This window comes from Enterobacter sp. 186315 (genome assembly GCF_053290175.1).
In genome coordinates this window covers 84,462-98,840 of sequence record NZ_JBPTTK010000002.1, presented here as the reverse complement: position 1 = coordinate 98,840, position 14,379 = coordinate 84,462, and the positions used below count along the sequence as shown (strand labels likewise).

The following is a 14,379-nucleotide window of genomic DNA, read 5'->3' as shown; positions in this document are numbered from 1 at the left end:
AGATCACAGGTTGTTGAATTTGAGAGGAAACGCGTTGCCGGGTGGCGCTGCGCTTACCCGGCCTACATGTCGGGAGTAGGCCGGGTAAGGCGAAGCCGCCACCCGGCAAACAAAACTTACTGCCATCCATACCGGCGGGCATAAAACCCTTTCACCATCTGGGTCAGCACCATGTAGCCCGCGAGGATCGCCACCAGCCACGGGAAGTAGCTGAGCGGCAGCGCCTGGAGTTGCAGGTAGCTTGCCAGCGGCGAGAACGGCAGCGCGATCCCGAGCGCCATCACGATGCCGGTCATGACGATCAGCGGCCACGCGGCGCGGCTCTGGATAAACGGAATACGACGGGTGCGGATCATGTGGACAATCAGCGTTTGCGACAGCAGCCCCACCACGAACCAGCCGGACTGGAACAGGGTCTGGTGCTCCGGCGTGTTGGCGTGGAACACAAACCACATCAGGCAGAAGGTCAGGATGTCAAAGATCGAGCTGATCGGCCCGAAGAACAGCATAAAGCGCCCGAGATCTGCCGGGTTCCAGTGCTGCGGCTTCTGGATCTGTTCGTCGTCGACGTTATCAAACGGGATCGCCACCTGAGAGACATCGTACATCAGGTTCTGGATCAGCAGATGCAGCGGCAGCATCGGCAGGAACGGCAGAAACGCGCTCGCCACCAGCACGCTGAAGACGTTACCGAAGTTGGAGCTGGCGGTCATTTTGATGTACTTAAGCATGTTGGCGAAGGTGCGACGCCCTTCGATCACGCCCTCTTCCAGCACCATCAGGCTCTTTTCCAGCAGGATGATATCCGCCGCTTCACGGGCGATATCCACCGCGCCGTCCACGGAAATACCAATATCCGCCGCGCGCAGTGCGGGCGCATCGTTGATACCGTCGCCCATAAAGCCCACCACGTGCCCCTCGCGGCGCAGCAGGGTGACAATGCGCTCTTTATGCATCGGCGTCAGGCGGGCAAACAGCGTGGTGCCCCGGGCAAGCGCCGCCAGCTCGTCGTCGGAAAGGTGTTCAATGTCGCTGCCCACCACCACGTCGCCCGCGTCCAGCCCCACTTCATGACACACTTTGGCCGCCACCAGCTCGCTGTCGCCGGTGAGGATTTTGACCGTAATGCCGTTCGCCTTCAGCGCCTTCAGCGCCGGGGCGGTGGTTTCTTTCGGCGGATCGAGGAACGCGATGTACCCTTCGAGGATCAGGTCGGATTCGTCGATGCGCTGATAGTCCCCCTCACGGGCAGGCAGGAATTTGCTGGCGACCGCAACCACGCGCAGCCCCTGGCGGTTGAGGTTATCGGTGACGCGCTTGATGCGGCGCAGCATAGCGTCGTCCAGCGGGACGATGTCACCGTTGTACCGCACCTGGGTAGAGACATTGAGGATCTCCTGTAGCGCCCCTTTGCAGATCAGCTGGTGAACGTCCGGCTGTTCGCTGACCACTACGGACATGCGGCGGCGCTCAAAATCAAACGGGATTTCGTCCACCTTCTGCCAGCGGCCGGAGAGCGTGCGGGCCGACTCTTCGTCTACCCCTTCCAGCACCGCCACGTCGAGCAGGTTTTTCAGCCCGGTCTGGTAGTGGCTGTTCAGCCAGGCGCAGTGCAGCACGCGGTCGCTGGTTTTCCCGGCGATATCCGTGTGGTTCTCCAGCACGATTTTATCCTGGGTCAGGGTGCCGGTTTTATCGGTGCAGAGAATATCCATCGCACCAAAGTTCTGAATGGCGTCGAGGTGTTTGACGATCACCTTTTGCTTAGAGAGTTTGACCGCCCCGCGCGCCAGCGTGGAGGTGACGATCATCGGCAGCATCTCCGGCGTTAACCCCACGGCCACGGAGAGCGCGAACAGCGCCGCTTCCCACCAGTCGCCTTTGGTGTAGCCGTTGATCAGCAGCACGATCGGCGTCATCACCATCATAAAGCGGATCAGGAGCATACTGACGCGGCCAATGCCTTTCTGGAACGCGTTCGGCTCGCTCTCCTGCTCCGTTACGCGCCCGGCCAGCTGTCCAAACCAGGTGTTACCCCCGGTGGCCATGACGATCGCCTGCGCCGTGCCGCTCACCACGTTGGTGCCCATAAAGCACAGGGTATCGCACTCAAGCGGGTTCACCTGCTGCGGGTCGCGGCTGCGGGCGATCTTTTCCACCGGCAGGGATTCCCCGGTCAGGGACGCCTGCGCCACGAACAGATCGCGGGCCTGAATAATGCGTAAATCCGCCGGGATCATATCCCCGGCCGCCAGCTTCACCAGATCGCCCGGCACCAGCTGGTCGATAGGCAGCTCAAGCCAGGCGTTTTCCCCCAGATCGTTAATCACGCGCGAGACCGTGGCGGTGTTGCTGACCATCGCTTTCAGCGCGTCCGCCGCTTTGGTCGAGCGGGCCTCCTGGATAAAGTTCAGCAGGGTTGAGATCCCCACCATCAGGGCGATAACCCCGGCGGCGAACAGATCTTCGGTGGAATAGGAGATAATGCCCAGCACCGTCAGCAGCAGATTGAAGGGATTGCGATAGCAGATCCACAGGTGTACCCACCAGGGGGCCGGTTTATGTGCCGGGATGCGATTGCTGCCCGCTCTGGCGCGGATTTTTTCAACCTCCGCCGCGTTCAGCCCTTCGGGATGGCCGCCGAACGCGCGCCAGACTTCGTTTTCATCCATTGCCGCCACGTTGAGGCAGCGTTCGGTCAGCGAGGCGGGAATGGCCGCGCTGCTCAGGTTTTTGCCGTCGGGCATAGGGTCACGCCGCACAAGACGGTGTGGCAGGTGGCGGTTCAGCTGAGCAAACAGCTGGCGGGTAATATTTTTCAGCATAGTCATTCCTCCGCATCCGCCAGGGCGGACGCAGCATTTCCTTCAGGCGTGGCAACGCCGTACCTGAGAGGCACTCAATTTTTCAAGCAGGAACGTCTGGACGTTACTGCCTCACGCCGGTGAGACAGCAACAGGCTGGCTTACCGGATAGAAGGGGTTCTCCCGTTCAGGAGAGGTGTGGGATCGGGATCCATTAAGCCTCCGGTAAGTAAAAGTCAGTGTCGCCGCGCAGTATACGGATTTAACCGTACCGTTTATGACGAATCGGGCGTTATCATAACCCCGGGCAAATAAACCGAACGTAAACCAGACTTTGCCCATAGCGAAATCGCTTTATACACGTCATCCTTCAAGCTGCCCCTGCGTTGGCTGCGTCTGCTCACCCCAGTCACTTACTCGAGTAAGCTCCTGGGGATTCTCAGACTTGCCGCCTTGATGCAACTCGAATGATTTTGTGTATAAGTTATTGGGCTCAATTGACCACTTTGTCGTTGTCACAGGGAATACAACATGCAAAACCGCCTTACGATTAAAGACATCGCGCGTTTAAGCGGCGTGGGGAAATCCACCGTGTCGCGCGTGCTGAATAACGAAAGCGGGGTCAGCGAGCGCACGCGGGAACGCGTCGAGGCGGTCATGAATCAGCACGGTTTTTCCCCTTCCCGCTCCGCGCGCGCCATGCGTGGGCAGAGCGACAAAGTGGTGGCGATTATCGTGTCGCGTCTGGATTCCCTCTCTGAAAACCTGGCCGTTCAGACCATGCTCCCCGCCTTTTACGAGCAGGGTTACGATCCGATCATGATGGAGAGCCAGTTCTCGCCGCAGATGGTGGAAGAGCACCTGGGCATGTTGCAGCGCCGCAATATCGACGGCGTGGTGCTGTTTGGTTTTACCGGCCTGAAAGAAGAGATGCTCAAGCCCTGGAAGCCGTCGCTGGTGCTGCTGGCGCGCGATGCGAAAGGCTTCGCCTCCGTCTGTTACGACGACGAAGGGGCGATCGTTACCCTGATGCAGCGCCTGTACGATAAAGGGCATCGTCACATCAGCTATCTTGGCGTGCCGCACGCGGACGTCACCACCGGCAAACGCCGTCACGAAGCCTATCTGGCGTTTTGTAAACAGCATAACCTGCCCGCCGTGGCCTCGCTGCCCGGGCTGGGCATGAAGCAGGGTTATGAACAGGTCGCCAGCGTCCTCACCCCACAAACCACCGCGCTGGTCTGCGCCACCGATACGCTGGCGCTTGGCGCGAGCAAGTATTTACAGGAACAGCGCATCGACAGCCTCCAGATTGCAAGCGTCGGCAGCACGCCGCTGATGAAGTTCCTGCACCCGGAAATCATCGCCGTCGATCCGGGCTACGCCGAGTCGGGCCGTCAGGCCGCCGCGCAGCTTATCGAGCAGATTAACGGCCGCGCAGAGCCGCGCCAGATAGTGATCCCCGCCCACCTCTCTTAACCCTCAAAAGCGGATTATTGTGATCCTCGCCCGGTTTCGGGAACGTTCCCATTTTCGCCGTTACGCTGAAGGAGTAGGCTTGCGCTCAGGTCATAACCCCTATCAATCAGTCATGAGGTTTCATGATGAGTAAAGTCAGACAAGAAGATATCGACCAGCTGATCGTGCTGGTCGGCGGGCGCGAAAACATTGCTACCGTCAGCCACTGCATTACCCGCCTGCGCTTTGTGCTTAACGATCCGGCCAAAGCCAATCCGAAGGCCATTGAAGAGCTGAAAATGGTAAAAGGCTGCTTCACCAACGCCGGGCAGTTCCAGGTGGTGATTGGTACCGAAGTGGGCGATTACTATCAGGCTCTGCTGGCGACAACCGGGCACTCTTCTGCCAATAAAGAGCAGGCGAAGAAGGCCGCGCGCCAGAATATGAAGTGGCACGAGCAGCTGATCTCCCACTTCGCGGAAATTTTCTTCCCGCTGCTCCCGGCGCTGATCAGCGGGGGCCTGATTCTGGGCTTCCGTAACGTGATTGGCGACGTGCCGATGAGCGACGGCAAAACCCTGGCGCAGATGTACCCGGCGCTGCAAAGCATCTACGACTTCCTGTGGCTGATTGGCGAAGCCATCTTCTTTTACCTGCCTGTCGGCATCTGCTGGTCGGCGGTGCGCAAGATGGGCGGCACGCCGATTCTGGGTATCGTACTCGGCATTACGCTGGTCTCTCCGCAGTTAATGAACGCTTACTTACTTGGGCAGCAGGTGCCGGAGGTCTGGAACTTCGGCCTGTTTACCATCGCCAAAGTGGGCTACCAGGCGCAGGTCATTCCGGCCCTGCTGGCGGGTCTGGCGCTGGGCGTGATTGAAACGCGCCTGAAACGCATCGTGCCGGATTACCTCTATCTGGTGGTGGTGCCGGTCTGCTCCCTGATTATCGCCGTGTTCCTGGCCCACGCCTTTATCGGCCCGTTTGGCCGCATGATTGGCGACGGTGTGGCCTACGCGGTGCGTCACCTGATGACCGGCAGCTTCGCGCCGATTGGCGCCGCGCTGTTTGGCTTCCTGTATGCGCCGCTGGTGATCACCGGCGTGCATCAGACCACCCTGGCGATTGATATGCAGATGATCCAGAGCCTCGGCGGTACGCCGGTCTGGCCGATTATTGCCCTCTCCAACATCGCTCAGGCGGCGGCGGTTACGGGCATTATCATCGTCAGCCGTAAGCATAACGAGCGTGAAATCTCCGTCCCTGCGGCCATCTCCGCCTACCTCGGCGTGACCGAACCCGCGATGTACGGCATCAACCTGAAATACCGCTTCCCGATGCTGTGCGCAATGATTGGTTCCGGGCTGGCGGGCCTGATTTGCGGCCTGAGCGGGGTAATGGCGAACGGTATTGGCGTCGGCGGCCTGCCGGGCATCCTCTCCATCCAACCCGCGTTCTGGCAGGTGTTTGCCATGGCCATGGCGGTCGCGATTGTGGTGCCAATGATACTGACCACCGTGGTTTACCAGCGTAAGTTCCGCCAGGGCACGCTTCAAATCGTTTAACTTCACTTTCGGGGCGCAGTTGCGCCCCTTCGCATTTGCAGGAACTTACTATGAACACGCTTCCCCACTGGTGGCAAAACGGCGTCATCTACCAGATTTACCCAAAAAGCTTTCAGGACACCACCGGCTGCGGCACGGGAGATTTACGCGGGGTCACCCAGCGCCTCGACTACCTGAAAACCCTCGGCGTTGACGCCATCTGGCTGACCCCGTTCTACATCTCCCCGCAGGTGGATAACGGCTACGACGTGGCGAACTACACCGCCATCGATCCGGCCTACGGCACGCTGGACGATTTTGACCATCTGGTGGCCCAGGCGCACGAGCGCGGCATCCGCATCGTGCTGGATATGGTGCTGAACCATACCTCCACCCAGCACGCGTGGTTCCGCGAATCGCTGAAAAAAGAGAGCCCGTATCGTCAGTTCTATATCTGGCGCGACGGCACGCCGGACGCGCTGCCGAACAACTGGCTCTCCAAGTTTGGCGGCAACGCCTGGCGCTGGGACGCGGGCAGCGAGCAGTATTATCTGCACCTCTTCGCCCCCGAGCAGGCGGATCTCAACTGGGAAAACCCGGACGTGCGCGCCGAGCTGAAAAAGGTGTGCGAGTTCTGGGCCGATCGCGGCGTGGACGGCCTGCGTCTGGACGTGATTAACCTGATTTCGAAAAATCAGGATTTCCCGAACGACGAGATCGGCGACGGCCGCCGCTTCTATACCGACGGGCCGCGCGTGCACGCGTATTTGCAGGAGATGAGCCGCGACGTGTTTATCCCGCGTAACCTGATGACGGTGGGCGAGATGTCCTCGACCTCGTTAGAGAACTGCCAGCAGTACGCGGCGCTGGACGGGCGCGAGCTGTCGATGACCTTTAACTTCCACCATCTGAAGGTGGATTACCCCGGCGGGCTGAAATGGACGAAGGCGCGACCCGACTTTGTGGCGCTGAAAACCCTGTTCAGCCACTGGCAGCAGGGGATGCACAACACGGCGTGGAACGCGCTGTTCTGGTGTAACCACGATCAGCCGCGCATCGTGTCGCGCTTTGGCGACGAGGGCGAGTACCGCGTCCCGTCGGCGAAAATGCTGGCGATGGTGCTGCACGGCATGCAGGGCACGCCCTATATCTATCAGGGCGAAGAATTGGGGATGACCAACCCGCACTTCGGTCAGATCACCGATTATCGCGACGTGGAGAGCCTGAACATGTTCCACGAGCTGCGCGCAGCAGGCCGTGAAGCGGACGAGCTGCTGGATATTCTCGCCAGCAAATCCCGCGACAACAGCCGCACGCCAATGCAGTGGGACGCCACGCCAAACGCGGGCTTTACCGCGGGCGAGCCGTGGATCGGGCTTTGCGATAACTACCCGGAGATCAACGCCAGCGCGGCGCTGAGCGATCCGGACTCGGTCTTCTACACCTATCAGGCGCTGATTGCCCTGCGCAAAACGCAGCCGGTGCTGACGTGGGGGGATTATCAGGATCTGCTGCCCGACCACCCGGCGCTGTGGTGCTACCGTCGTCAGTGGCAGGGGCAGACCCTGATTGTGGCCGCCAACCTCAGCCGCGAGTGCCACTCATGGCAGCCAGACGCCCCCGGCGGCGAGTGGCAGGTATTAATGAGCAACTACGCGGAAACCGCCAACGCGCCGCAGGCGATGACGCTGCGCCCGTTTGAGGCCGTCTGGTGGCTCCAGTCGTAAATCCATAAGCCGGGCACAGGGAGTGGCCCGGTTTACTTTACTGTTTTTGTTGAATAATTAATCAGATTTTTCCTCTCATAATTTACATTCCGCTGTAGCGCCCGCCATTTGTACTCTCGTCTTTTTACTTTGTTCTGCATCAAAAAAATCGCAAACATGTTTGATGCAAATCACTATATGTAGCACTTAAAATGCAGGCCGACCCAACATCTTGTATTTATCGTCTACTATTCCAACAACAAAACGACAACGCAGCTTGCCGGAATTGTGGATAAAAGAGGTTGGGAACCGGGGAAGTGGCTGGTCTGGTTGGCAATAAGTCCAGTGAATACTTTCCCGCCTCTGTGGATAACCTGTTTTTAATATGGAGCGATCATGACACCGCATGTGATGAAACGAGATGGCTGTAAAGTGCCGTTTAAATCAGAGCGCATCAAAGAAGCGATTCTGCGTGCCGCTAAAGCATCGGGAGTCGATGACGCAGATTATTGCGCCACCGTCGCAGAAATCGTCAGCAGCCAGATGAACGAGCGCAGCCAGGTCGACATCAACGAGATCCAGACTGCGGTGGAAAACCAGCTGATGGCGGGCCCGTACAAACAGCTGGCGCGCGCCTACATTGAGTATCGCCACGACCGTGACGTGCAGCGTGAAAAGCGCGGCCGCCTGAACCAGGAGATCCGCGGCCTGGTAGAGCAGACTAACTCCGCGCTGCTCAATGAGAACGCCAACAAAGACAGTAAAGTGATCCCGACCCAGCGCGACCTGCTGGCGGGTATCGTCGCCAAACACTACGCCCGTCAGCACCTGCTGCCGCGCGACGTGGTGTCGGCGCACGAGCGCGGCGAGATCCACTATCACGATCTCGACTATTCGCCGTTCTTCCCGATGTTCAACTGCATGCTGATCGATCTGAAAGGGATGCTGACCCACGGTTTCAAAATGGGTAACGCGGAGATCGAACCGCCGAAGTCTATTTCTACCGCCACCGCCGTGACGGCGCAGATTATCGCCCAGGTCGCGAGCCATATTTACGGCGGCACCACCATTAACCGTATTGATGAAGTGCTGGCGCCGTTCGTGACCGCGAGCTTCAACAAGCACCGTAAAACGGCGGAAGAGTGGCAGATCCCGGACGCGGACGGCTACGCCCATTCCCGTACCGAAAAAGAGTGCTACGACGCCTTCCAGTCCCTCGAATACGAGGTGAACACGCTGCACACCGCCAACGGCCAGACGCCGTTTGTAACCTTCGGCTTTGGTCTGGGCACCAGCTGGGAATCGCGTCTGATCCAGCAGTCTATTCTGCGTAACCGTATTTCGGGCCTCGGCAAAAACCGTAAAACCGCCGTGTTCCCGAAACTGGTCTTCGCTATTCGCGACGGCCTGAACCACAAGTTCGGCGATCCGAACTACGACATCAAACAGCTGGCGCTGGAGTGCGCGAGCAAGCGCATGTACCCGGACATCCTGAACTACGACCAGGTGGTGAAAGTGACCGGCTCGTTCAAAACCCCGATGGGCTGCCGCAGCTTCCTCGGCGTGTATGAAGATGAAAACGGCGAGCAGATCCACGACGGGCGCAACAACCTGGGCGTGATCAGCCTGAACCTGCCGCGCATCGCGCTGGAGGCCAAAGGCAATGAAGAGGCCTTCTGGACGCTGCTGGACGAGCGTTTAGCGCTGGCGCGTAAAGCGCTAATGACCCGCATCGCGCGCCTCGAAGGGGTGAAGGCCCGCGTCGCGCCAATCCTCTATATGGAAGGGGCCTGCGGCGTCCGCCTGAAGGCGGACGATGACGTGTCCGAGATCTTCAAAAACGGCCGCGCGTCTATTTCTCTGGGCTATATCGGCATTCACGAAACCATCAACGCGCTGGCTGGCGATACGCATATGTACGACAGCGAGGCCCTGCGCCAGAAAGGGATCGCCATCGTTCAGCGCCTGCGCGACGCGGTTGAGCAGTGGAAAGAAGAGACCGGCTACGGCTTTAGCCTGTACAGCACGCCGAGCGAGAACCTGTGCGACCGCTTCTGCCGTCTGGACACCGCCGAGTTTGGCGTAGTGGAAGGGGTGACCGACAAAGGGTACTACACCAACAGCTTCCACCTGGACGTGGAGAAGAAGGTGAACCCGTACGACAAGATTGATTTCGAAGCGGCGTATCCACCGATCGCCAGCGGCGGATTCATCTGCTACGGCGAGTACCCGAACATCCAGCACAACCTGAAGGCGCTGGAAGACGTGTGGGATTACAGCTATCAGCACGTCCCGTATTACGGCACCAACACGCCAATCGACGAGTGCTACGAGTGCGGCTTTACCGGTGAGTTTGAATGTACCAGTAAAGGCTTTACCTGCCCGAAATGCGGCAACCACGACGCGGCGCGCGTGTCCGTCACCCGCCGCGTGTGCGGCTATCTCGGCAGCCCGGACGCCCGTCCGTTTAACGCCGGCAAGCAGGAAGAGGTTAAACGCCGCGTGAAGCACCTGGGGAATGGGCAGATCGGTTAAGTTTTTCGCCGTGTTCTCCCCCTCACCCTACCCCTCTCCCACGGGGAGAGGGAACTCTTCCCCCTCTCCCCGTGGGAGAGGGCCGGGGTGAGGGCATCAGCGCGCTCGTATTCTCTGGACATTTTCTATGCGATATCACCAGTACTACCCCGTCGACATCGTCAACGGCCCCGGCACCCGCTGCACCCTGTTTGTCTCCGGCTGCGTCCACGAATGCCCTGGCTGCTACAACAAAAGCACCTGGCGGCTGAACTCCGGGATGCCGTTTACCACCGAGATGGAAGATAACATCATCAAGGATCTCAACGACACCCGCATCAAACGCCAGGGGATTTCGCTCTCCGGCGGCGATCCGCTGCACCCGCAAAACGTGCCGGATATACTGAAGCTGGTAAAACGTATCCGCCGCGAGTGCGCCGGAAAAGATATCTGGGTGTGGACGGGATATAAGCTGGGTGAACTGAATGCCGAACAACGGGAAGTGGTTGACCTGATTAACGTCCTGGTCGACGGCAAGTTCGTGCAGGATTTAAAAGACCCGGCGCTAATCTGGCGCGGCAGCAGTAACCAGGCTGTGCATCATTTACGGTGATCGCTAAAGCCGTTTAGTGGCATCCTGATAAACGGCTGACTTCTCTCTTTTCCCAATGGCGACAACAAATACCGTCACCACGTTATCCTGAACCTGATAGACCAGCCGAAACCCTGACGATTTAAGTTTGATTTTATAACAGTCAGGCAGACCATGCAGGCGAGCCGACTCAATGCGGGGATTGAGCAACACGCCAGCGAGTTTCTTCTTAAACTGGGCTTTCACCGTATCGCCCAGCTTATGCCACTCTTTTAATGCTCTCGGATCGAATTCCAGTTCATAAGTCATCCAGACTGACCTTAATTCCCTTTTGTGGCGCCGCCAGTCGCTCCCGGACTGTCTGAATGAGGGCTTCTTCGCTATCGCTGATGGTCACGGTTTTCACCGGCATACGTCCCGTTTCCGCGACGTACTGAAACAGCAGGCGTACCGCCTCGGTAGGTGTGATATTGAGTTTTTCCAGCACGGCATAAGCCTCGTTTTTGAGTTTGTCATCCAGACGGACGTTAAGCGTGGCCATTATGCCTCCGGGAAATGAGAATGTGTAATGCAGTTTAGCATTACATTCGCATTACATCGAATTCTGGATAACGCTTCTCAAAACCGACTCAAGCTCTCCATCGCCACCGCCTTAAACTCCGCGAAATCGCCGCAGCCGCACAGGCGCGTCATGGCGCGTTCGCGCAGGAAGGTGACGAAGATATCGTAGATCGCCATTGCCTCTTCGTATTCGCTCTTGCTGATGGCGAGCAGGAAAATAACGTGCGCGGTTTCGTCGCCCCAGGCGATGCCCTGCGGGGCGAGCACCGTATAGACCACGGTTTTTTGCGCCAGCAATCCGAGGGAGTGCGGCAGCGCGATGCCGTCGCCGAGCATGGTGCTGACGATCGCCTCACGCTCGACGACCGAGTCCAGAAACTCTGCGCCGACAAAGCCTTCGCGTTCCAGCTGTTCGCACAGCTCGCGGAACAGGGTCTGCTGGTCAATCGGCTTGTCGATAATGCGGAAGTGGGCGGCGTCGAAGTATTTGTCCAGCATCCACGGGCGGGTGCGGTCCACCAGCACCAGCTTGCCGATCTGCTCCAGCTGATAGTCGGTCGGGAACGGCGCGATCGTCACCACCGGTTTGGCTTTTTCGCTGATGCGGGCGGTGGAGATCACAAAGTCTTCGCTGATGGCGTCGGCCAGCTCGTACTCGCGCAGGGTAAGCGTTCGCGTCACCTCAATCTGCGGGTATTTGCGCTGAAGCACCGCCTCGATCATCCGCACCATCGCGTTGCCCGCGTCGCACACCAGCAGCACGCGCGGCTGGCGCTGGTAGCCAATGTTGTAGTGACGTTCCAGCCCGACGCCGATATGCAGCACCAGGAAGCCGATCTCGTTTTCGCTGATCACGTACGGCGTGTATTTGCCCCAGCTTGATACCGCCGCCAGGGTCATGTCCCACGCCATCGGGTAGTGCTGCTTGATGTTATCCAGCAGCGGATTGGGGATCATGATCTGATACCGCACGCGGGTGATCATGGTTTTGATATGGGTGAGCAGATCCGCGTGCAGCTGCGCGTCGCTGAGCAGGTTGTAGTTATAGTGGGTGTTAATGTAGCGCAGGATGTAGTTCACCAGCGCCTCGTCGTCGTCGGCGTTGATCGCGCTCGGGGCGATCTCCTGGATCTGGCGCGCGGCGATGTGAACGCACAGCCAGCTCTCCTCCGACGGCGACAGCGCTTTGCCCGCCAGCTGCTGAATGGCGACGGCGATATCTTTCGCCGCCTCGCGCACGTTCTCCTCCACGTCTTCGGCGTGGAATTCCGGCAGCGGGTAGCCCTCGCTGATGCGGCGCACCGACACCGCGCAGTAGAGGCGCAGGAACAGCTCCCCTTCGTCGGTCAGGCGAATATGGTGGCGGGTTAGCGCATCGTGCAGCACCGTTGCCATCTGTTCGGGCACGCCCGCGTTAAGCGCCACTTCGGTCACCAGCGGGTTAAGGCTGTCCTGCTGCGCCAGATCCCAGAGCAGATCGGTCAGGCAGGCGCGGGTCGACATTTCGCTGCCAAACAGCTTCATGCCGTGGCGCGGGCGGGTTTCCAGCGTCAGGTTGTAGCGGTGGAACCACTCGCGTACTTCCACCATGTCATTTTGCAGGGTGGCGCGGCTGACGAACCACTCGTCCGCCAGATCTTCCAGCTTCAGCGAAAACGCCGAGGTCAGAAAACGCACCACCAGATAATGCACGCGCTCCGGCCCCGTGCGGGGAATGCGCAGCGCGCGCGGATGAGATTCCTGCAACGCCTGATACCGCGCCGCATCGTCGATTTTGAGCTGATAGCCATTGCCACGGCTCAAAATAAACTGTGCGCCGTGGTCTGCCAGCAGCGCATTCAGGGCGGTGATATCAGCACGAACGGTACGCGTGGAGACCGATAATCGCTGCGCCAGCTCGTCCTGCGGCAGCGTTTCGTTTTGCAACAGATCGAAAAGTTGCGCTAAACGTTGGTTCGGAAATCGCACGTCGTTGTCCTCTTACGGCTCAGGGTGAAGGTGAAATGACCATCTGGGATGGACTGCCGACCGGGATGTAGTCCGGCTCGAAGTGCAGCTTGCCGTCTTTTTCGACGCGGAAACGGGTGATGTTATCGCTGCGCTGGTTCATGACGTACAGCCAGCGCCCCTGTTTATCGAGCGTCAGGGTGCGCGGATAATCGCCTCGCGTCCAGACATCGTCCTGGTGGGTCAGCGTGCCATCCGCTGTTACGGTAAAGTGCCCGATGCTGTTATGCAAACGGTTAGCAACATACAGCTGTTTTCCGTCGGCGCTCAGCGCCAGCCCGGCGGCGAAGCTGGTGCCTTTGTAGCCTTCCGGCAGGGATGAGAGCGTTTTGCCCTCTTTCAGCCTGCCGTCGGCGTCTATGGCGTAATGCGTCAGGGTGGATGCCTCTTCGTTAATCAGCCACAGGGCGTCGCCTTTCGGTGTAAAGACGAAATGGCGCGGCCCGGCCCCTTTTGACGAGGCGCTGATAAACGGCGGATCGTTCGGGGTCAGCTTTCCGCTGCGATCGTCAAAACGGTACTGATAGATCCGATCCAGCCCCAGATCGGTAGAAAACACGAACTTCCCGCTCGGATCGGCGGCGATCATGTGCGCATGTGGGCCGTTATGATCGCTGATGGCAAAGCTGCCCTCTGCCGCGGCTTCCGGTTTGGCCGCACCTGGCTCACCGCTATCCTGATGAGTATCCGTGGCCTCGCCCAGGCTGCCGTCCTGTTCTACGGGTAGCACCGCAACGGTGCCGCTGACGTAGTTCGCCACCAGCAGATGCCTGCCGTTCGGCGTCAGGGAGAGATACACCGGCCCCGCCCCGCCGGACGCCACCTGATTCAGTTCGCTCAGCTCGCCGTTATCGCCCACGCGCAGCGCCTGCACCACGCCCTGCTCCACCTCGCTTGCCAGATAGAGCGTTTTGCCGTCGTGCGAGGCGGTGAGCTGCGCGGCGTTCGGCAGCTTGCTCACCAGCGTTTTGCTGCCGAGCGCGCCGGTTTGCGGATCGACGGTAAAGCGGTACAGCCCTTCACCGTTGGGGTTATAGGTACCTACCCAGGCGTACTGGGTCTGGGCAACGGCGGCGGTAGCGAGTAAAGAGAGTGAAGCGACAAGCAGGGTACGGGTGTGCATGGTGGCTCCTGGGACTGTGCGGTTTGATTCCCCTCACCCTAACCCTCTCCCCAAAGGGGAGAGGGGACGA

The 14,379-nt window shown here is 59.3% G+C and carries 10 protein-coding genes; 5 read left to right on the top strand and 5 right to left on the bottom strand.

Annotated elements, in window-relative coordinates; translation table 11 throughout:
* Positions 1 to 116 precede the first annotated feature (116 nt).
* Complete coding sequence (gene mgtA, locus ACSVHP_RS02805; protein ID WP_447550910.1) at positions 117 to 2,825, bottom strand: magnesium-translocating P-type ATPase; 2,709 nt, start codon at positions 2,823 to 2,825, stop codon at positions 117 to 119.
* Between the two features lie 510 nt (positions 2,826 to 3,335).
* Here mgtA and treR point away from each other — a divergent pair.
* From treR to nrdG, 5 genes are all read left to right on the top strand, one after another.
* The gene (gene treR / locus ACSVHP_RS02800) at positions 3,336 to 4,283 is read left to right on the top strand and encodes a trehalose operon repressor TreR (protein WP_447550909.1); all 948 of its coding nucleotides are present in this window, start codon (positions 3,336 to 3,338) and stop codon (positions 4,281 to 4,283) included.
* Positions 4,284 to 4,408: 125 nt separating this feature from the next.
* Positions 4,409 to 5,827 (top strand): PTS trehalose transporter subunit IIBC, encoded by a 1,419-nt coding sequence (gene treB, locus ACSVHP_RS02795; RefSeq protein ID WP_417315472.1) that lies wholly within the window; start codon positions 4,409 to 4,411, stop codon positions 5,825 to 5,827.
* Between the two features lie 50 nt (positions 5,828 to 5,877).
* Positions 5,878 to 7,533: an alpha,alpha-phosphotrehalase gene (gene treC / locus ACSVHP_RS02790; RefSeq protein ID WP_447550908.1), complete on the top strand. Its 1,656-nt coding sequence runs from the start codon at positions 5,878 to 5,880 to the stop codon at positions 7,531 to 7,533.
* 375 nt (positions 7,534 to 7,908) lie between these two features.
* Positions 7,909 to 10,047, top strand: a complete 2,139-nt coding sequence (gene nrdD, locus ACSVHP_RS02785) for an anaerobic ribonucleoside-triphosphate reductase (protein WP_234674617.1) — start codon at positions 7,909 to 7,911, stop codon at positions 10,045 to 10,047.
* A gap of 127 nt (positions 10,048 to 10,174) precedes the next feature.
* Positions 10,175 to 10,639 (top strand): anaerobic ribonucleoside-triphosphate reductase-activating protein, encoded by a 465-nt coding sequence (gene nrdG, locus ACSVHP_RS02780; protein WP_447550907.1) that lies wholly within the window; start codon positions 10,175 to 10,177, stop codon positions 10,637 to 10,639.
* Positions 10,640 to 10,642: 3 nt separating this feature from the next.
* Here nrdG and ACSVHP_RS02775 read toward each other — a convergent pair whose 3' ends face one another.
* The 4 genes from ACSVHP_RS02775 to ACSVHP_RS02760 form a co-directional block, all read right to left on the bottom strand.
* The gene (locus tag ACSVHP_RS02775) at positions 10,643 to 10,927 is read right to left on the bottom strand and encodes a type II toxin-antitoxin system RelE family toxin (protein WP_447550906.1); all 285 of its coding nucleotides are present in this window, start codon (positions 10,925 to 10,927) and stop codon (positions 10,643 to 10,645) included.
* Positions 10,917 to 11,159 (bottom strand): type II toxin-antitoxin system RelB/DinJ family antitoxin, encoded by a 243-nt coding sequence (locus ACSVHP_RS02770; protein WP_234674619.1) that lies wholly within the window; start codon positions 11,157 to 11,159, stop codon positions 10,917 to 10,919. The genes ACSVHP_RS02775 and ACSVHP_RS02770 overlap by 11 nt, the downstream gene beginning before the upstream one ends.
* A gap of 77 nt (positions 11,160 to 11,236) precedes the next feature.
* Complete coding sequence (locus ACSVHP_RS02765) at positions 11,237 to 13,147, bottom strand: BglG family transcription antiterminator (RefSeq protein WP_417315378.1); 1,911 nt, start codon at positions 13,145 to 13,147, stop codon at positions 11,237 to 11,239.
* Between the two features lie 19 nt (positions 13,148 to 13,166).
* Positions 13,167 to 14,309 carry a lactonase family protein gene (locus ACSVHP_RS02760; RefSeq protein WP_447550905.1) on the bottom strand — a complete coding sequence of 381 codons (1,143 nt, stop codon included), beginning with the start codon at positions 14,307 to 14,309 and terminating at the stop codon, positions 13,167 to 13,169.
* Between the last annotated feature and the right edge of the window lie 70 nt (positions 14,310 to 14,379).